This window comes from Stenotrophomonas sp. 22DLJC03, assembly GCF_056861405.1.
This window is the reverse complement of sequence record NZ_JBSPUG010000009.1, coordinates 40,314-59,260: the sequence shown is the minus strand read 5'-3', so window position 1 is coordinate 59,260 and position 18,947 is coordinate 40,314. Positions and strand designations below refer to the sequence as shown.

The window sequence follows — 18,947 nt, the reverse complement described above, 5'->3', positions numbered from 1 at the left end:
CCCAAACACAGGCCGGAAAGGGGGGGAAATGGATGGCTCAGACTACCACCGAGCGCAGGGCTTCGGAATGCTTGTCCCCTACTTATTCACAAAAACATCCACAGCTATTGCACAGGCCGGTGAATTCGCGTAGCTCCAAGGGGTTGACGCGGGGTGGGGTACCTCTCTAAAATTTCCGGTTCTTTCCGTCCCATTCATACGAGAGGCCCACATGGCCACCAAGCGCACCTTCCAGCCCAGCAACCTCAAGCGTAAGCGCGACCACGGCTTCCGTGCCCGTATGAAGACCGCTGACGGCCGCAAGATCCTGTCGCGTCGCCGCGCCAAGGGCCGCAAAGTCCTGAGCGCCTGATTGCCATGCCGCATCCAGCGGCAGACGCAATCCATTCGACAGTGAATACTGCAGACCCGCGCAAGCGATTCCCTCGCTCTGCGCGGGTTCGCACGCGTGCCGAATATTCAACGGTCTTCAACGGCGCCCGCCGTGTGTCCGATCCGCTGATGACCCTGCACTGGCTGCCGGCTGACCGGCCGGCCAGGCTGGGTCTGGCGGTTTCCCGCAAGGTCGATCCGCACGCCGTTGGGCGTAACCGGATCAAGCGCGTCCTGCGCGACGCCTTGCGTCAGACACGAACCGATATGCAGCCAGGCGACTTCGTCGTCGTGGCTCGTAGTGCTGCGCGTAACGCCAGCAACGACGATATCCGCCAGGCCTTCCTGCGCCTGTTGCGGCGCCTGCGTGCATTGCCCACGCCGGGCGTGGACGGCACAATGCCGCCGCCTGATGGCATCGCAACTCCCTCTTTGACCGAGCCGGCACCGCGTTCCGGCACCGCTGAGCCTGCCCGCTGATGAACCAGACCCGCGTATTCCTTATTTTTGCCTGGCTGATGGTGGCCGTGCTGCTGTGGATGGAGTGGAGCCGCGAAAAGGCTGCCCCGACCCCGGCACCGGCGACCACGTCGGCTCCGGCCGCTGCACAGAATGTTCCGGGCGCGACCCCGGGCAGCGTACCCAGCGCGCAGGTTCCCGGTGCCCCGGGTCAGGCCGCAGTACAGGCCCAGGCCAGCGCCACCCCGTCCGCACAGACCGTGACCGTCACCACCGACGTGCTGCGCCTGAAGCTCGATGGCGGCCGCGTGCTCGACGCCGAACTGCTGCAGTTCCCGCAGAGCAAGGACGAAGGCAGCCCGCCGGTGCGCCTGCTGACCGAAGATCCCGCGCATCCGTACAGCGCGATCAGCGGATGGGCCAGTGAAGACAAGAACACCCCCGTCCCCGGCGCTGACGGCTTCAAGCTGGTCGGCGACACCAAGGACTTCGTGTTGGCCAAGGGCCAGAACGAACTGCAGATCCCGTTCGTGTGGACCGCCGACAACGGCGTGACGATCAAGCGCACCCTGACCGTCTCCCGCAACGAATACGCCGTTCGCTTCAAGGACGAGGTCAGCAACACCGGCGCCGCGCCGTGGAACGGCTACGTCTACCGCACCCTGGACCGCAGCCCGACCATCCTGTCGCGGAGCATGACCAACCCGGACTCCTTCAGCTTCAACGGTGCCACCTGGTACGACAACGACAAGAAGTACCAGCGTCGTGCGTTCAAGGACTACCTGGAAGACGGCACGCTGAACCAGAACATCACCGGCGGCTGGCTGGCGATGCTGCAGCACCACTTCTTCACCGCCTGGATCCCGCAGAAGGACCAGACCGCACACTACGTGCTGTCGCAGGTGGCCGGTCGTGACCTGATCGAAGCGCGTGGCCCGGCCTTCACCGTGGCCCCGGGCCAGTCCACCAGCACCGAAGCCCGCCTGTGGGTCGGCCCGAAGCTGGTCAACCTGATCGCCAAGGAAGACGTGCCGGGCCTGGACCGCGTGGTCGACTACAGCCGCTTCTCGATGATGGCGGTGATCGGCCAGGGCCTGTTCTGGGTGCTGAACCAGGTGCACAAGCTGGTTGGCAACTGGGGCTGGGCGATCGTCGGCCTGGTGGTACTGCTGAAGCTGGTGCTGTACCCGCTGTCGGCGACCCAGTACAAGAGTGGCGCCAAGATGCGTCGCTTCCAGCCGCGCATCGCGCAGCTGAAGGAACGCTATGGCGATGACCGCCAGAAGTTCCAGACCGCGATGATGGAGCTGTACAAGAAGGAAAAGATCAATCCGATGGGCGGCTGCCTGCCGATCCTCATCCAGATGCCGATCTTCTTCGCGCTGTACTGGGTGCTGGTGGAATCGGTCGAACTGCGCCAGGCGCCCTGGTTCGGCTGGATCCAGGACCTGACCGCACGCGACCCGTACTTCATCCTGCCGGTGATCAACGTGGCGGTGATGTGGTTCACCCAGAAGTTGACCCCGGCACCGGGCATGGACCCGATGCAGCAGAAGATGATGCAGTTCATGCCGCTGGTGTTCGGCGTCATGATGGCCTTCATGCCGTCCGGCCTGGTCCTGTACTGGGTGGTCAACGGCGGCCTGGGCCTGCTGCAGCAGTGGTGGATGACCAAGCGCCACGGTGGCGAGCCGGTTCCGGCCACCACCGCACCGGCCCCGGTCAAAAAGAAGTAATCGGTAGAGCCGGCCGCTGGCCGGCTGACCTCAGCAAAAGCCCGCCGCAAGGCGGGCTTTTCGCATCCGGCGTTAGAATCGCCGGCACACACACCGTTCCTGCATCCATCGAGTCCGCCATGCCGCGTGCGTCGTCGTTCCGCCTGTTCCTGCCCTCGCTGTTGTTGACCCTGGTCGTTGCCGGCTGTGGCGACAAGGACGCGAAGGCGCCGGCGACCACGGTCACCCCGCCCAGCGCGCAGGCCGCGGCCGCCGCCGATCCCGCCGCTGCGCCGTTGCTGGCTGTGTTGCAGAAGCAGCTGGATGGCTACCGCCGGATCATCGTGCTGCTGGCCGACGAAGAAAGGCAGTCGGCCGCCGACCGCAGCACCTCCACCCAGATTGGCCAGCAACTGTTCCACGATGGGCTGGAGCAACGCGCGGCCATCGCCGCGCAGTTCGACAGCCTGCTGCGCGGTTCCAGCCCGCAGCGCTTCGCCACCCTCGGCACGGTGCTGGATTACATCGAATCCGCACCGGAACTGTTCGATGCCGATCGCCTGGCCTTCCGCGAAGTACTGCGTGATCTGCACGAGCGGGTCGGTACCGATTCGTCGCTGCCGGCGGTGAAGCTGCACCAGCGCATCGGCGAGGACCTGGAGGCGCTCGACGAAATCGAACGCAACTACAACCAGGAACTGACCCGCATCTTCAGCCGCTTCGAGCGCACCCGCGCCATCGAGCTGAAGCGCGAGAAGTGGGATGACTACATCGCCCACCTGCACAAGGACTACAGCCGCGAAGCGATCCTGCGCGACTACGGGGTGATCGAGCCGTACCCGATGTCAATGAAGGACAGCGACCGCGAGATCTTCGGCCGCGACCTGCCAACCAAGACAGTGGTGCTGACCTTCGACGATGGCCCGCACAAGGCCTACACCGATGAAGTGGTGGCGATCCTGAAGCGCTACGACGTGCCGGGTGTGTTCTTCGAAGTCGGCCGCAACCTCGGCAAGGTCGAGAGTGATGGCAAAGTCAGCCTTGGGCCGATGGCGAAGATCAGCCGCAGCCTGATGGAAGATGGGTACGCCGTGGGCAACCACAGCCTGACCCACGCCCAGCTGTCGCGTACCACCGGCGACGCACTGCGCCAGCAGGTGCTCGACACCGATACGCTGCTTAAGGATGTCGACAGCAAGCGCGCACCGCTGTTCCGCTTCCCGTACGGCGCGCGCAATGCCGAAGGCCTGCAGCTGCTCAACGAGGCCGGGCTGAAGTCGATCATGTGGAACATCGACTCGATGGACTGGGCCGACCCGGTGCCGGAGTCGATCGTGCAACGCGTGCTCGACCAGGTGAACAAGGAACAGCGCGGCATCATCCTGTTCCACGACATCCACGATCGTGCGGTGAAGGCGTTGCCGCAGATTCTCGACCGGCTGATTGCCGAGGGCTACCAGTTCGCCGGCTGGAATGGCCGTGAGTTCACTGTCGCCCGCGCGCGCAAGGGCGAGGCCAGTGCCGCCACCGTCACCACCGGCTACGAGAAGTCGTGGGCGATCGTGGTCGGCATCGACACCTACGCCAAGTGGCCGAAGCTGGAATACGCCAGCCATGACGCACAGGCGGTGGCCGATACCCTGACCGGGCAGTTCGGCTTCCCGTCCTCGCAGGTGATCGTGCTGAAGAACGAGCAGGCCACCCGCAACAACATCCTGGCCGCCTTCCACGACCGCCTCGCCGACGACCGCACCGGAAAGAACGACCGCGTGTTCGTGTTCTTCGCCGGCCATGGCGCTACCCGCCAGCTCGCCTCCGGGCGCGACCTCGGCTACATCATCCCGGTGGACTCGGACCCGAAGGAATTCGCCACCGACGCCATCGCGATGACCGACATCCAGAACATCGCCGAAAGCATGCAGGCCAAGCACGTGATGTTCGTGATGGATGCCTGCTACAGCGGCCTCGGCCTGACCCGCGGCGGCCCATCGTCGTCGTCGTTCCTGCGCGAAAATGCGCGTCGCAGCGCGCGGCAGATGCTGACCGCCGGTGGTGCGGACCAGCAGGTGGCCGATGCCGGCCCGAACGGCCATTCGGTGTTCACCTGGGTGCTGCTGCAGGCGCTGGCCGGCAAGGGGGACCTCAATGGCGATGGCCTGATCACCGGCACCGAACTGGCCGCCTACGTGGCGCCGGCGGTGTCCGCGGTTTCACACCAGACACCGGCCTTCGGCAGCCTGCCCGGTTCGCAGGGCGGCGAGTTCGTGTTCCAGGTGCCGGACAGCCAGGAATTCCTCAATGCCGACACGCGCCAGCTGACTGCCGATGCGATCGCGCTGAACAGCAAGGTGGATGCCGCCAGCGAAGCCAAGGGCAGCCAGGCACCGGTGACCGTGGCCGACCTGCAGGGCGGCAAGGCCAAGCTGGTGGTGCCCACTGCCGGACCTGCCTCCGACCGCCAGCGCGCGCAGCAGGCCAATGACCGTGGCCTGCAGCTGTACCGCGAGAAGCAGTACGATGAAGCAGTGGCGCAGTTCACCGAAGCGCTGAAGCTGCGCCCGGACTTCGCCCAGGCTGCCAACAACCTGGGCTTTGTCTACTACCGTCAGCAGCGCTACGCCGAAGCCGCGCGCTGGCTGGAGAACACGCTGAAGATCGACCCCTCGCGTGCGGTGGCCTATCTCAACCTGGGCGATGCCTACTTCAACGCCGGCGACAAGGCCAAGGCGAAGCAGGCTTACACCACCTACCTTGCGCTGCAGCCGCAGGGCAGCGGCGCAGCACAGGCGCGCGCGCAGCTGGAGAAACTCTGAGCCATGAACGAAGCGATCCGCACCGACACCATCGTGGCCATCGCCAGCGCACCGGGCGCTGGTGGTGTCGGCCTGCTGCGCCTGTCCGGTCCGCGCGCCGCGGCCATCGCCAACGCGCTGGGCGCGCCTGCACTGCGCCCGCGCCACGCGCATTACGCACGCCTCCGCGATGCCGACGGCGAGGTCATTGATGATGGCATCGTGCTGTGGTTCCCGGCACCGAACAGCTTCACTGGCGAAGAAGTGGTGGAACTGCAGGGCCATGGCAGCCCGGTGCTGCTGCAGCAACTGGTCGCGCGCTGCATCGCGCTCGGCGCGCGCCAGGCGCGACCGGGTGAGTTCAGCGAACGGGCGTTCCTCAACGGCAAGCTCGACCTGGCCCAGGCCGAGGCCATCGCCGACCTGATTGCCGCCGGTGACAGCCGCGCCGCGCGCGCTGCACGCCGTTCGCTGGACGGCGTGTTCTCGCGCCGCATCGACGCGGTGATCGAGCAGTTGGTACTGCTGCGCATCCATGTAGAAGCAGCCATCGACTTCGCCGACGAACCACTTGATACGCTTGGTGGGGCACAGGTACGGCGTGGGCTGGAGCAGGCGCGCAGCGACCTGGCCTTGCTGCGCCGCGATGCAGAACGCGGTCGTCGCCTGCGCGATGGCCTGCACGCGGTGCTGATCGGCCCGCCGAACGCGGGCAAGAGTTCGCTGCTGAACGCCTTGGCCGGCAGCGAGCGTGCCATCGTCACCGACATTGCCGGTACCACCCGCGACACGCTGCGCGAGACCATCCGGCTGGATGGCCTGGAACTGACCCTGGTCGACACCGCCGGCCTGCGCGATGGCGGCGACGCCATCGAACGCGAAGGCATGCGCCGCGCCCACGTGGAAATCGAGCGCACCGACCTGGCGCTGATCGTGCTGGACGCGCGCGACCCCGTTGCAGGTGAAGCCGCGCTGGGCGAAGCCGTGGCCGCGGTGCCGCACAAGGTCTACATCCACAACAAGTCGGATCTCTTGGATGCGTTGCCGGGACTGGACGATCCTGATCGCGTGTTCGTCTCTGCTGCGACCGGCGCCGGGCTGGAAGACCTGCATGCGCGCCTGCGCAGCATCGCCAGTGCCGGGGCAGGGGAGCAGGTGGATGGCGAATTCTCCGCGCGTACCCGCCATGTGGATGCGATCGAGCGTTCGCAGGAACACGCGCAGCGCGCGGATGGCGAGCTGGTGCACGAGCACCTGGAGCTGGCGGCCGAGGAGCTGCGTCTGGCGCACGACGCGCTGGGCGAAATCACCGGGCAGATGAGTGCCGATGATCTGCTGGGCAGGATTTTCTCCAGCTTCTGCATCGGCAAGTAACTGTAGAGCCGAGCCCATGCTCGGCTGGGGCAGCACCTCGGGGTCAGATCCCCGAAGGGATCTCTGACCCCGTCATCGCTCAATCGCGCGGCTCACGCTCTGGTAGGTGCCAACCTTGGTTGGCACAGGCCGTCTGGGGTCGTGAACGCCCGCTGGCAGAGCGCCGACCAAGGTCGGCGACTACCGGATACATGAGGCCGGGCCCCCTTCGGGGATCCGACCCCAGCTCCCCCAACCTGTCACATTGCCGCCGCATACTGACGCCCATCACATACCGCTTGGGGAAGTCGCAGTGAAGTCGTGGGGTTGTGCATTGCTGTTGTCGCTGGCCGTGTCACCATCGGTGGCCATGAGTGCTGAATCCTCCACCCCGGCCGCGCACAAGGTGTCGGTCTATGGCCATCGCGGCGCAAGCGCGCTGCTGCCCGAGCACACCCTGGCGGCCTATGCGCAGGCCATTGCCGATGGCGCCGACTACATCGAACCGGACCTGGTGATGACCAAGGACGGGGTGATGGTGGCCCGCCACGAGAACGAGATCAGCGGCACCACCGATGTCGCCTCGCATCCCGAATTCGCCAGCCGCCGGACAAGCAAGGTCATCGACGGGCAGAAGGTCGAGGGCTGGTTCACCGAAGACTTCACCCTGGCCGAGCTGAAGACACTGTACGCGCGTGAGCGCCTGCCGGAATTGCGCAGCACCGCTTACGACGGCCAGTTCCGCATTGCCAGCCTGGACGAGATCCTGGCCTTCCTGGTGCAGCAGGCCGGTCGTGCCAACCGCGGCATCGGCCTGGTGCCGGAGATCAAGCACCCGACCTACTTCCAGTCGGTCGGCCTGCCGATGGAAGACAAGCTGCTCGCCGCGCTGCGCGGCAATGCCTATACCAACGTTGGCCCGGTCACCATCCAGTCGTTCGAGACCGCCAACCTGCGCTACCTGCGCGGCAAGATCCCGCGCGGCAGCAACATCCGCCTGCTGCAGCTGCTGTGGAAGGGAGACACCCAGCCGGCCGACATCGTCAATGCAGGCGGCAAGCTGACCTACGCGCAGATGATGACCCCGTCTGGGCTGAAGGACATCGCCGTCTACGCCGACAGCATCGGCCCGGAACTGCGCTCGATCATTCCGCTGGACGCCAAGGGCGCACTGGGGACGCCAACCACGCTGGTACAGGATGCACATGCGGTGGGCCTGATGGTGATCCCGTACACCTTCCGCCCGGAGAATCATTTCCAGGCCAGCAACCTGCGCAGGGGCGCCGACAACGCGCGCAACGCGGAAGGCTCGATCGCCGAGATGCGTGCCTATCTGGCAACCGGCATCGATGCCTTCTTCACCGATGATCCGGCATTGGGCCGGCAGGCGGTGGATGGGGTGGGCGCGGCGGGGAACGCGGCGAACTGACCCGCTCTGGTAGATGCCAACCTTGGTTGGCACACGGCAGGAGTGCCGACCAAGGTCGGCCACTACCGGGTCATGAAAATGCCGGGTGGGGTCGGAGCCCCTACGGGGATCCGACCCCGTCACCGTTTCAACCGCGCGGGTCTTCCGGCCGGCGGAACGGGATCACCACGTAGTCCTGCCCCTCGCGCGGCTGCCACAGCACCGGCACTCGCTGCGGCGACGGCGGCTCGAGTTCGTCGTCGGACAACGGCTCGACCGCGTCCTCTTCGTCTTCCCAGCTGTAGCGCTGGCGTGGCGGCAGCGGATCGGCGTTGCGGAACAGCAGCGCGGCGATGATGCCGGCGAAGGCGCCGCCCATGTGCGACTGCCAGGACACGCCGTCGGCGTGCGGCAGGATGGTCATCAGCATGCCGCCGTAGAACAGCATGCCGATCAGTCCGGTGGCGATTGCTGCGCGGTCGCGGCGCAGCAGGCCGAGGCTGGCCAGCAGGAACATCAGGCCATGGGTCACGCCGCTGGCACCCAGGTGCACGCTGCCCGGATTGCCGAGCATCCACGCGCCGATCCCCGAGCCCAGCCACAACAGCGGCAGCGCGCGAAGAGTAGCCCTGGGGTAGACGCTGCCGGCCAGGGTACCGAGGATCAGGATGGCGATGCTGTTGGCGGCGATGTGCTCGACCGAGGCATGCAGCAGCGGGCCGCCGATCAGGCCAAGCAGGCCCTTCGCTTCCAGTGGTGCGACCGCCCATGGCCGCCAGTCGAACGTGCCCTGCAGTGCGAACACGGCGATCAGTACCAGCACCGCGGCCAGGCTGACGTTGAACGCCCGCAGGATACGCATGCGGTCATTGCGGGGGGCTGGCGCGTCGCCAGCGGGCAGGGGCGCGTTGCTGTTCATACCTCAGCAATGGCGGTGACTGGCGCGAAACCAAGGCCACCGCCGCGGGAGAGTGGGGTGCGGCCGGCGGGACAATCCCGCCGGCCGGCCGTGATCAGGCGTGGCCGGAGCCTTCCTTCGGCGGGTATTTCAGGCTCAGCACCACGGTCGCGGCGATGATCACCGCCACCACGCCCAGCGACACCGGGGTCGGGATCTTGAACAGGTCGATGATCATCATCTTGATGCCGATGAAGCCCAGCACCAGCGCCAGACCGTACGGCAGCAGGTGGAAGCGGTCGGCCATGCCAGCCAGCAGGAAGAACATCGCGCGCAGGCCCAGCACCGCGAACACGTTGGAGGTGAGCACGATGAACGGGTCGGTGGTGATGGCGAAGATCGCCGGGATGCTGTCCACCGCGAAGATCACGTCGGTCACCGCGATCAGGATCAGCACCGCGAACAGCGGGGTGAACCAACGCACGCCGTCGCGCTTCACGCTCATTGCGTTGCCGGCGTAATCCGGGAGCAGGCGCAGGTGCTTGCGCATCCAGCGCAGGGCGGGGTTTGCCTCCAGATCCGGCTCCTGGCCGGCGGCGAACCACATCTTCCAGCCGGTGAACAGCAGGAAGGCACCGAACACGTAGAGCAGCCAATGGAACTGGGTGATCAGCACGCTGCCGGCGAAGATCATGACCGTACGCAGCACGATCGCGCCCAGGATGCCGATGATCAGCACCTTCTGGCGCTGCTCCTCCGGCACCGCGAAGTAGCTCATGATCATCAGGAAGACGAAAATGTTGTCGACGGCCAGCGCCTTCTCGACCAGGTAGCCGGTCAGGAACTCGAGGCCGACCTTGTTGGCCACGACCTGGCCGGCGGTCTCATTGAGGTAGTACCAGAGGCCGGCGTTGAACAGCAGGGCCAGCGCGACCCAGCCAATGGACCACCACAAGGCCTCCTTGAAGGTGACCTTGTGTGGTCCACCATGGCGCATCAATACGAGGTCGACCAGCAGGGCGATGATCACCACTGCTCCGAAGCCGCCCCACAACCACACGTTACCGATCGTCTGCATTGGGAATGTCCGTTGGAAAGATGAATGCCAGGCCGGACGGCGAGGATCTGCAACGGAGGATCGGGAGGGGGATCCAGGGACAGAGCTTCGCCAGTACGGCGAAGGTCTCGCTCGCAGTTCCAGTCGGCTGGAACTGCCGTTGCACCGGAGCCTGCGGGCTCGAAATGACGGCGACAACGTCTGGGAGCTACTCCCCTTCTGGCGCCGATTCTGCGGCCTGGCCGGGCCGCAGTCAAATGGCGGGTGACCGGGGTCCCCGCTCTGATAGGTGCCAACCTTGGTTGGCATACCCGCCGGGGTCAGCGCCCCTGCGGGGATCTGACCCCGGCGCCCGGTTTACAATAGGTGGATGAATACCCCCCTTCCGATTGTCCGCCTCAAGAATGCGTGGCGTTCCAGCCACCCGTGGATCTTCCAGAAACTGGTCGAGAAGCCGACCGTCCGGCCCAAGCCCGGTTCCATCGTCGACGTGGTCGGCGTGGACGGGGAGTTCATCGGCCGCGGGTTCTACAACGGGCACTCGCGCATCGCCGTGCGCATCCTCGAAACCGATCAGAACGTGCCGGTGGATGCCGGCTGGTTCTCGCGCAAGATCGCCCAGGCCGTGTCGCTGCGCCGTGAGGTGCTGAAGCTCGATGCGGTGTCCGACGCCTGGCGCGTGGTGCACAGCGAAGGCGACGGCCTGTCCGGCCTGGTGGTGGACCGTTACAACGATCTGGTGGTGGTCGAGTTCTTCGCCGCCGGCATGTTCCGCCATCGCGAATGGATCTACGAAGCGCTGCGCGAGCAGTTCCCGGGTTGCCGCTTCCACAGCTTCGCCGACGAGCACGTGCAGAAGCAGGAGAGCTTCGACTTCCACGGCAACACCACCACCGAAGCGTCGGTGATCACCGAGTACGGCATCAAGTTCCGCGCCGACCCGGCTGGTGCCCACAAGACCGGTTTCTTCGCCGACCAGCGTGAGAACCGCGAGTGGCTGAGCCAGCAGGTGGAAGGCAAGAGCGTACTGGACCTGTGCTGCAACACTGGCGGTTTCGCGGTGTATGCGGCGGCGCGTGGCGCTTCGGAAGTGGTCGGCATCGACATCGATGAAGACGTCATCCAGATCGCCAAGGGCAATTCGCGCCTGAACAACGTGCGCCCGAAGTTCGTCCAGTCCGACATCTTCCCGTGGCTGCGCGATGCTGCCAACCGCGGCGAACAGTACGACGTGGTGATCCTGGACCCGGCGAAGATGACCCGCGACCGCGACCAGGTCATCACCGCGCTGAAGAAGTACCTGGACATGAACAAGCTGGCGCTGGGCGTGGTGAAGCCCGGTGGCCTGTTCGCCACGTTCTCCTGCACCGGCCTGGTGGCCGAGGACCAGTTCCTCGACATGCTGCGTCGTGCGGCGTACTTCTCCGGCCGTACGATCCAGATCCTGAAGGTGGCCGGCGCCGGCCCGGACCATCCGTTCATGGCCCACGTCCAGGAATCGCGTTACCTGAAGGCCGTGTTCTGCCGCGTGGTCGACTGATCGCGTGATGCCGTAGCGCCGGGCGCGGCCCGGCGCTACCCAATGCGTGGCCGCAGCGCTATGGTCGGGCTCTTCCCATTCGCGGTGAGAGCCCATGCCTTCGTTGCGCCATCTGTCCGTCGTGCTTGCTCTGGCGCTGTGCGCGCCGCTGTCCGCCCACGCCATCGAGTTCAGTGCGCAGGAACTGGCCCGCGCCAAGGCCCTGCAGCAGCGCCTGGTCACTCTCGACAGCCACTTGGACACGCCGGCCAATTTCGGCCGAACCGGCTTCGACATCGAGCAGCGCCACGACCGCAACGCGCTGTCGCAGGTCGACTATCCGCGCATGGTCGAAGGTGCGCTGGACGGCGGTTTCTGGGCGATCTACACCGATCAGGGTGACCGTAGTGCCGCTGCGCACCTGGCCGAGCGCGACCACGGCCTGCAGCGGCTGCTGCAGATCCGCGAGATGCTGGCGGCCAACCCCGAGCGCTTCGCGCTGGCACTGACCGCCGATGACGCCGCGCGGATCAAGGGCGCCGGCAAGCGCGTGGTCTACATCAGCATGGAAAACGCCAGCCCGCTGGTGGCCGATCCCAGCCTGCTGTCCTTCTACCATCGCGCCGGCCTGCGCCTGCTCAGCACCGTGCACTTCGCCAACAACGAGTTCGCCGATTCGGCCACCGACCCCAAGGGCGCGGAGTGGAAGGGGCTGAGCCCGACCGGCAAGGATCTGGTGCGTCAGGCAGTGAAACTGGGCATCGTGATCGACCAGTCGCACGCCTCCGACGCCGTGTTCGATGACCTGTTGGCGATGATGCCGGTGCCGTTCGTGCTGTCGCACAGTTCGGCCAAGGCGGTCTACGACCATCCGCGCAACCTGGATGACGCGCGTCTGCGCAAGCTGGCCAAGGCAGGCGGCGTGATCCAGGTGAATGCCTATGGCGGTTACCTGATCGACACCGCGAAGACGCCGGAGCGCAAGCAGGCCGAGGAAGCGCTGAGCAAGCAGCTGGGCGGCTGGGAAGGGATGGGCATCGAGCAGGGCGTGCAGCTGCTCAAGGCCGAGCAGGCGCTGGATCACGAGCATCCGGTGCGCCACGCCAGCTTGGATGACTTCTTCGCCCACTTCGAGCACATCCTCAAGGTGGTCGGTCCCGAGCACGTGGGCATCGGCCTGGACTGGGATGGCGGCGGCGGCCTGAGCGACCTGCCCGATGTCAGCCAGCTGCCGAAGATCACCGCGTGGCTGCTGCGCAAAGGCTATACCGAGAAGCAGATTGCCGGCATCTGGGGCGGCAACCTGCTGCGGGTGATGCGTCAGGCGCAGGATTACGCGGCAAAGCAGGGCGGCTGAGCGCCCTGCGTGCATCCGGAATTCCGCCGGGCATGGCCCGGCGCTACCGGTGATCCGTTTATTTCGCGATCAACGCGTGGCGGCGGCTGTACAGGAAGTACAGCACCAGGCCGGCCACGTTCCACAGCAGGAAGTACAGCTGGGTGCGGTGCGGCAGGCTGATGAACAGGTAGATGCAGCCCAGCGCGGCCAGCGGACCGACCACGAAGGCCAACGGCGTGCGGAAGCTGCGCTCACGGTCCGGTTCGCGCAGGCGCAGCACCACCAGGCAGATACCCACCGCAGTGAACGCGGCCAGGGTACCGGCGTTGGCGAGTGCGGCGATCTCGTCCAGGCGCGCCACGCCGGCCAGCGCCGACACCACCACGGCGGTGAACAGCGTGGTTGCCACCGGCGTGCCGGTGCGTGCGTTGACCTTGGACAGGCCGCGCGGCAGCAGGCCATCGCGGCTCATCACGAAGAAGATGCGGCTCTGGCCATACAGGAAGGCCAGCAGTACGGTCGGCAGGGCGATGATCGCGATCACACCGATCACCATTGCTGCAGTCGGGTGGCCGAGCTGGCGCATGATCAGCGCCAGCGGCTCGGCGCTGTGGCCGAACACGGCGTAGCTCATCGCACCCACGGCCGCCAGCGCGACCAGCACGTAGACGATGGTGCAGCCGATCATCGATCCGATGATGCCGATCGACAGGTCGCGGCTGGGGTTCTTGGTTTCCTCGGCTGCGGTGGAGATCGCATCGAAGCCGTAGAAGGCGAAGAAGATGATCGCCGCTGCTGCCATCACACCGTGCTCGACGCCGTCAGGGCCCATCGACTTGGCAAAGCCATACGGCATGAACGGCTGCAGGTTGTTGCTGTCGAAGGCGGGAAGGGCCACGGCCACGAAGATGGCCAGCGCGATCAGCTTGAACACCACCAGGATGGCGTTGAGGGTGGCGCTTTCCTTGGTGCCTGCCATCAGCATCAGTGCCACCAGCCAGGTGATGACGATCGCCGGCAGGTTGATCATGCCGCCTTCCACGTGCGGGCCGGCAGCCAGCCAGGCAGGCAGCTGCACGTTCCAGCCGAACTGGGTGTGGACCCATTCGAGGAAGCCGACGAAGTAGCCCGACCAGCCGACCGCCACCGTACTCACCACCAGCGAGTACTCCAGGATCAGGCTCCAGCCCACCACCCAGGCGAACACTTCGCCCAGCGCGCTGTAGCTGTAGGTGTAGGCGCTGCCTGCGGCCGGCATCATCGTCGACAGTTCGGCGTAGGACAGCGCCGCGCAGGCGCACACCGCACCGGCGATGGCAAAGGAGATCAGCACCGCCGGGCCGGCCAGGTTGGCGCCGACGCCGATCAGCGTGTAGATGCCGGTACCGACGATGGCGCCGATACCCAGCGCGATCAGGTGCGGCCAGCTGAGGGTCGGGACCAGGCGCCTGCCGGCTTCGTGGACGGTGACGGAATCTAGGGACTTGCGCCGGAACAGGGACATGCAGGCCTCGGAAGGGGTGACTGAGAACGACAAGTTCCCGAGTGTGACCGAACGCAGCGCAGCATTACCACTGACGGGGGTCATACCCGGCAAGACGCGCGCTGCACCGCGATCAGGGTGCCGGAATCGGCATAAAGGGAGGCCAGTCCGATCCTGGCTCAGGAGGCTCCGGGCCAGTGGCAGCCGTCTTCCTGCCAGGCCTCGATGTCATCGTGGAAGGAGGTGCGACGGCCATCGCGGGCGCGTTCGTAGCGCAGATCCAGCACCAGCGCCCCCTGCGTGCTGATCGTGTAGCGACCGTTGAGGCGGCCGTCGACGTGCTCTTCCCAGACGCTGTCGAACTGGTAGGGGCGGTCTTCGGCCAGCACCGTGGTCTCCATCGAAACCCGGCGCAGCAACAGGCGTTCACGCTGCCCGGCATAGCGAACGTCGGCCTGGCCGTCATCCAGCCAACGCCATTCCAGATGGATGCCGTCATTGCGGCCGCCGCTCAGGCAGCGATGGTCCTGCGCGGTGGCCGCAATGACGGCACCAGCCAGCAGCAGCAACGGCAGGGTGAAGCAGGCCAGGCGGGCCATCCTCTCGCATCCTTCCAGCACGGGCTGCCAGCATAGCGCCGCTGCCGCGACCTCAGCGCGCGCGTGGGCGCAGGCGGGTGCCCCCGCTCATCAGCATTCGCGGCAAAGGCATCTGCAGGAAATCGTGCGGGAATGCCGGCGCGACCGCACTGATTGCATCGAGGCGGGTCAATGCCTCGGTCGGCAGCTCCAGATCCAGCGCGATCAGATTGTGCTCGAACTGTTCCAGAGTGCGGGCGCCGATGATCGGCAGCGCATCCGCACCGGGTCGTCGCAACAACCAGGCCAATGCTACCTGCGCAGGGGAATGCGAAAGATCGGCGGCGATCTTTTGAACTTCATCGGCAATCTGCAGCGAACGGGATGTCAACGCGCCATTGATCAGGGCCACGCTGCGGCGCGATCCGCCCGGCGTGGCCTGCAGCGCGTCGGCGCTGGCCAGATCGGCCGTGCTGTACTTGCCGGTCAGCACGCCGCTGCCCAGCGGCGACCACGCCACCACGCCCAATCCCAGCGCGTCGGCCATCGGCAGCAGTTCGTGTTCGACGCTGCGCTGGATCAGGCTGTACTCGATCTGCAGCGCCACCAACGGCGACCAGCCGCGCAGGTCGGCCAGGGTCTGCATGCGCGCGATCTGCCAGGCCGGCGTATCGGAGATGCCGGCGTACAGCACCTTGCCGCTGCGGACCAGGTCGTCGAAGCCACGCATTACCTCGTCCACGCCGGTGGTGTCATCCCAGGCGTGCAGGTACAGCAGATCCAGATAGTCGGTACCCAGCCGGCGCAGGCTGTCCTCCACCGAGCGCAGCATGCTCTTGCGATGGTTGCCGGCGTTGTTCGGGTCGCCGGGCACGGTGGCCAGGGTGTACTTGCTGGCGATCACCAGCCGGTCGCGCTGCCCTTGGACGAAGCGGCCGAGCAGGGTCTCGGCGCTGCCATTGGTGTAGTTGTTCGCGGTATCGATGAAATTGCCGCCCCGATCGACGTAACTGTCGAAGATGCGGCGGGCCTCGGCTTCGTCCGCGCCCCAGCCCCAATCGGCGCCGAAGGTCATCGTACCGAGCGCCATCGGGCTGATTCGCAGGCCGGAGCGGCCGAGCAGGCGATAGTGGTCCAGCGACATGGGAGGTCTCCATTACAGGAAGGCGGGCGTGCCGCCGGGAGGCACAGCATCCGCCGCCCGATCCTGTGGATAAACTGGATGGAACCGGACTCACCATGAAGAGTGGCTTCACAATGGATCCCTCCGCCCCCTTGTCGGCAGTGGTCGCCTTCGTCCACGTTGCCGACCATGCCAGCTTTACCCGTGCCGCTGATGCGCTGGGCGTCTCCACTTCCGCGCTGTCGCAGAGCGTGCGCGCGCTGGAAGCGCGGATGGGCGTGCGCCTGCTGCAGCGGACCACCCGCCGGGTCGGCCTGACCGAGCACGGCGCGCGCTTCCTCGAGCGCGTGCGCGGCGGACTGGCACAGATCGAATCGGCGTTTGCTGATCTCGACAGCGCGCGTGCGGTGCCGGCCGGCAAGCTGCGCGTCACCCTGCCACGCATCGTTGCCGAGCGCCGGGTGCTACCGGCCCTGCCTTCGTTCCTGGCGCGCTACCCGCAGGTGGATGTGGAACTGTGCGTGGAGCCGGCGCTGACCGATCTGGTGGCCGAGGGCTTCGATGCGGGCATCCGCCTTGGCGAGTCGCTGGCACGCGGCATGATCGCGGTGCCGATCGGGCCGCCGGAACGGCAAGTGGTGGTGGCCACGCCCGACTACTTCGTGCAGCACGGCATACCGGCGAGCCCGCACGACCTGCAGGGCCATCCGTGCATCGTCCATCGCCGTGCCAATGGCCGGCTGATGCCCTGGGAGTTCAGTCGCGATGGCCACGACATGGAAGTGGAGGTTGATGGGCGGCTGGTGTTCAACGATGCCGAACTGGCTTATGCCGCAGTGCTGGCCGGGCTCGGCATGGCGCAGGGGTTCGCGTCACTGGTGGCCGATGATCTGGCGGCAGGGCGGCTGCAGGCAGTGCTGCAGGACTGGCAGCCGCTGTTCCCCGGCTTCCACCTGTATTACCCCGCCCGCGAGCACATGGCGCCAAAGCTGCGGGTGTTCATCGACCACCTGCGCGCGGAAATGCTCGGCGGGTAGAGGCCAGCCTCATGAACGCCGATGGCGCCAGCGCCGACCAAGGTCGGCGACTACCGGATCCCGCGCTCTGGTAGAGGCCAACCTTGGTTGGCAGACGTAGCGTCGAGCCTGCTCGCTTGCGGTATCAGCCGTTCAGCCCCAGCCGGATGCCGAACCCCACCAGGAACAGGCCAGCCACGCGGCGCAGCGCATCGCTGATCCGTGGGTGCTGGATCAGGCGGCGACGGGCCAGGTTGCCGACCCCGATCAACATCGAGCAGTAGGCGATGCTGACCACCAGGATGATGCCCGCCAGCGCTGCGAAGGTAGCGATGCCCTGGTGCGCCTTGGGATCGATGAACAACGGCAGGAAGGCCATGTAGAACAGGATTGCCTTCGGATTGAGCAGGCTGACCAGGATCGCCTGCTGGAAGTAGCGGCCCGGCTGCATGCGGATCGGGCCGGCGTCACCGCCGTCATGCTTGGGCGTGCGCAGCAGGCTGATGCCCACCCACACCAGGTAGGCCGCACCCAGGTACTGCACCGCGTGGAACACCAGCGGGTTGGCCTTGAGCAATGCGGCAACGCCGGCCAGCGCCAGCCACATCAGGATCTGATCGCCGACCAGCAGGCCGGCCAGCGCGGTGTAGCCGCCACGCACGCCGCCACGGCCGGTGGCGGTCAGCAGGGTGAAGGTGCCAGGGCCGGGCAGGGCGAGAAACACCAGCACAGCGACCAGAAACGTCCACAGGTCCTGGATGCCCATCCACGGCATGGCGGCGTTCTCTTGTTACGGGGGGCCGCCATTGTCGGTCAGCGCCGGGATTGGCGACAGGGGGCCGGTGGACCCACCAGGCATGCCAGACAGCAGCGGTTGCAGGTGCTGGCGCAGCTGCGCGTGCAGTTGTCGCACGGCCGGCGAGAACTGCTTGCGGTGCGGGCATACCAGCTGCAGCGGGATGCTGCTGCCAACACCGTCCAGCAGCAGCTGCAGGCGCCCGGCCAGCACGTCCTCGCGCAGGTCCAGCCAGGACTTGTAAGTGATGCCTTCGCCGGCCACCGCCCAGCGTCGCACTACATCGGCGTCGTCGCAGACCAATGGGCCGCGCACCGGCATCACCACGCGGCGTCCATCCACGTCGAACGACCAGCGATCGTAGGCGCGGCCACTGAGCTGGTAGACCAGGCAATCGTGCTCACGCAGATCCTCCAGGCGGGTGGGCGTGCCACGCCGCTGCAGGTAGTCGGGCGAGGCCGCGAGTACGCGCCGATTGCCTTCCAGCAGGGGCAACGCCACGTAGCTGGCGTCGTCGAAGTGGCCGATGCGGATGGCCACGTCGACCGGGTCGCGGAACACATCGGCCACTTCGTCGGACAGGCGCAGGTGCAGGCGCAGCCGCGGGTGCGCAGCGCGGAAGGCGCTCAGCCAGGGCAGCAGCAGGTTGCGGCCGAGGTCCGAGGGAGCCGACAGCTGCAGGGTGCCGTGCAGCTCGGTGTCCTCGCCCTGCACGCGCGCCTGGCCCTCGCGCAGGGTGGCCAGCACCTCCTGCGCGTACGGCAGGTACAGCGCGCCCTCGCCGGTCAGGCGCAGGCTGCGGGTGGTGCGCACGAACAGGCGCAGGTCCAGCTCGCGTTCCAGCCGCGCCACAGCTGCAGCCACCTGGCCGGGCAGCAGGTCGGCCTCGCGCGCGGCCTGCGAGAAGCTGCCCAGCGCGGCAGTGCGGACGAACAGCTGCAGATCGTCGAAGCGGATCATCTTCATTGCCAGAGTGAAAGTGCTGACCGATTCTGCGCCTTTCTGCGGGAGCGCGCGCGGCGCAACCTGTCGCCTCCTT

At 66.5% G+C, this 18,947-nt stretch carries 16 protein-coding genes; 9 read left to right on the top strand and 7 right to left on the bottom strand.

From position 1 onward, the window contains the following. The first annotated feature begins 211 nt into the window (after nucleotides 1-211). The 6 genes from rpmH (at nucleotide 212) to AC13GA_RS19990 (ending at nucleotide 8,120) form a co-directional block, all read left to right on the top strand. Nucleotides 212-352: a 50S ribosomal protein L34 gene (rpmH, locus tag AC13GA_RS20015; protein ID WP_006404565.1), complete on the top strand. Its 141-nt coding sequence runs from the start codon at nucleotides 212-214 to the stop codon at nucleotides 350-352. A gap of 5 nt (nucleotides 353-357) precedes the next feature. Then, complete coding sequence (gene rnpA, locus AC13GA_RS20010; protein ID WP_006404563.1) at nucleotides 358-852, top strand: ribonuclease P protein component; 495 nt, start codon at nucleotides 358-360, stop codon at nucleotides 850-852. Further along, nucleotides 852-2,567 carry a membrane protein insertase YidC gene (yidC, locus tag AC13GA_RS20005; protein WP_253077910.1) on the top strand — a complete coding sequence of 572 codons (1,716 nt, stop codon included), beginning with the start codon at nucleotides 852-854 and terminating at the stop codon, nucleotides 2,565-2,567. Before rnpA ends, yidC begins: the two co-directional genes overlap by 1 nt. 119 nt (nucleotides 2,568-2,686) lie before the next feature. After that, complete coding sequence (locus tag AC13GA_RS20000) at nucleotides 2,687-5,359, top strand: polysaccharide deacetylase family protein (protein WP_482998815.1); 2,673 nt, start codon at nucleotides 2,687-2,689, stop codon at nucleotides 5,357-5,359. Between the two features lie 3 nt (nucleotides 5,360-5,362). Continuing rightward, on the top strand, nucleotides 5,363-6,712 hold the full coding sequence (mnmE, locus tag AC13GA_RS19995) for a tRNA uridine-5-carboxymethylaminomethyl(34) synthesis GTPase MnmE (RefSeq protein WP_482998814.1): 1,350 nt from the start codon (nucleotides 5,363-5,365) through the stop codon (nucleotides 6,710-6,712). A gap of 292 nt (nucleotides 6,713-7,004) precedes the next feature. Then, nucleotides 7,005-8,120, top strand: a complete 1,116-nt coding sequence (locus tag AC13GA_RS19990; RefSeq protein ID WP_482998813.1) for a glycerophosphodiester phosphodiesterase — start codon at nucleotides 7,005-7,007, stop codon at nucleotides 8,118-8,120. 127 nt (nucleotides 8,121-8,247) lie between these two features. Here AC13GA_RS19990 and AC13GA_RS19985 read toward each other — a convergent pair whose 3' ends face one another. Both AC13GA_RS19985 and AC13GA_RS19980 read right to left on the bottom strand, forming a co-directional pair. Continuing rightward, nucleotides 8,248-9,018, bottom strand: a complete 771-nt coding sequence (locus tag AC13GA_RS19985) for a rhomboid family intramembrane serine protease (RefSeq protein ID WP_253077907.1) — start codon at nucleotides 9,016-9,018, stop codon at nucleotides 8,248-8,250. A gap of 94 nt (nucleotides 9,019-9,112) precedes the next feature. Further along, nucleotides 9,113-10,075, bottom strand: coding sequence for a TerC family protein (locus tag AC13GA_RS19980; RefSeq protein ID WP_012512556.1), 963 nt, complete (start codon nucleotides 10,073-10,075; stop codon nucleotides 9,113-9,115). Between the two features lie 349 nt (nucleotides 10,076-10,424). Between AC13GA_RS19980 and AC13GA_RS19975 the strand changes: the two genes are divergently transcribed. After that, nucleotides 10,425-11,594 carry a class I SAM-dependent rRNA methyltransferase gene (locus tag AC13GA_RS19975; RefSeq protein ID WP_046983836.1) on the top strand — a complete coding sequence of 390 codons (1,170 nt, stop codon included), beginning with the start codon at nucleotides 10,425-10,427 and terminating at the stop codon, nucleotides 11,592-11,594. 94 nt (nucleotides 11,595-11,688) lie between these two features. Continuing rightward, entirely contained in the window at nucleotides 11,689-12,930 is a 1,242-nt protein-coding gene (locus AC13GA_RS19970; RefSeq protein ID WP_046983835.1) for a dipeptidase, read from the top strand. Between the two features lie 58 nt (nucleotides 12,931-12,988). Here the strand turns inward: AC13GA_RS19970 and AC13GA_RS19965 are convergent, their stop codons facing one another. The 3 genes from AC13GA_RS19965 to AC13GA_RS19955 all read right to left on the bottom strand — a co-directional run bounded on the left by AC13GA_RS19965 (nucleotide 12,989) and on the right by AC13GA_RS19955 (nucleotide 16,117). Further along, the gene (locus tag AC13GA_RS19965) at nucleotides 12,989-14,416 is read right to left on the bottom strand and encodes an amino acid permease (RefSeq protein WP_046983834.1); all 1,428 of its coding nucleotides are present in this window, start codon (nucleotides 14,414-14,416) and stop codon (nucleotides 12,989-12,991) included. Nucleotides 14,417-14,574: 158 nt separating this feature from the next. Then, nucleotides 14,575-14,994, bottom strand: coding sequence for a hypothetical protein (locus tag AC13GA_RS19960; protein ID WP_482998812.1), 420 nt, complete (start codon nucleotides 14,992-14,994; stop codon nucleotides 14,575-14,577). A 52-nt stretch (nucleotides 14,995-15,046) separates the two neighbouring features. Continuing rightward, complete coding sequence (locus AC13GA_RS19955; protein WP_428709493.1) at nucleotides 15,047-16,117, bottom strand: aldo/keto reductase; 1,071 nt, start codon at nucleotides 16,115-16,117, stop codon at nucleotides 15,047-15,049. Between the two features lie 113 nt (nucleotides 16,118-16,230). On the opposite strand from AC13GA_RS19955, the gene AC13GA_RS19950 reads away from it, so the two are divergent. Then, nucleotides 16,231-17,133, top strand: a complete 903-nt coding sequence (locus tag AC13GA_RS19950) for a LysR family transcriptional regulator (RefSeq protein ID WP_136639521.1) — start codon at nucleotides 16,231-16,233, stop codon at nucleotides 17,131-17,133. Nucleotides 17,134-17,257: 124 nt separating this feature from the next. Here the strand turns inward: AC13GA_RS19950 and leuE are convergent, their stop codons facing one another. Both leuE and AC13GA_RS19940 read right to left on the bottom strand, forming a co-directional pair. Beyond that, nucleotides 17,258-17,887 carry a leucine efflux protein LeuE gene (gene leuE / locus AC13GA_RS19945; RefSeq protein WP_046983831.1) on the bottom strand — a complete coding sequence of 210 codons (630 nt, stop codon included), beginning with the start codon at nucleotides 17,885-17,887 and terminating at the stop codon, nucleotides 17,258-17,260. A 15-nt stretch (nucleotides 17,888-17,902) separates the two neighbouring features. Next, nucleotides 17,903-18,874, bottom strand: a complete 972-nt coding sequence (locus AC13GA_RS19940; RefSeq protein WP_046983830.1) for a LysR family transcriptional regulator — start codon at nucleotides 18,872-18,874, stop codon at nucleotides 17,903-17,905. Nucleotides 18,875-18,947 lie beyond the last annotated feature (73 nt).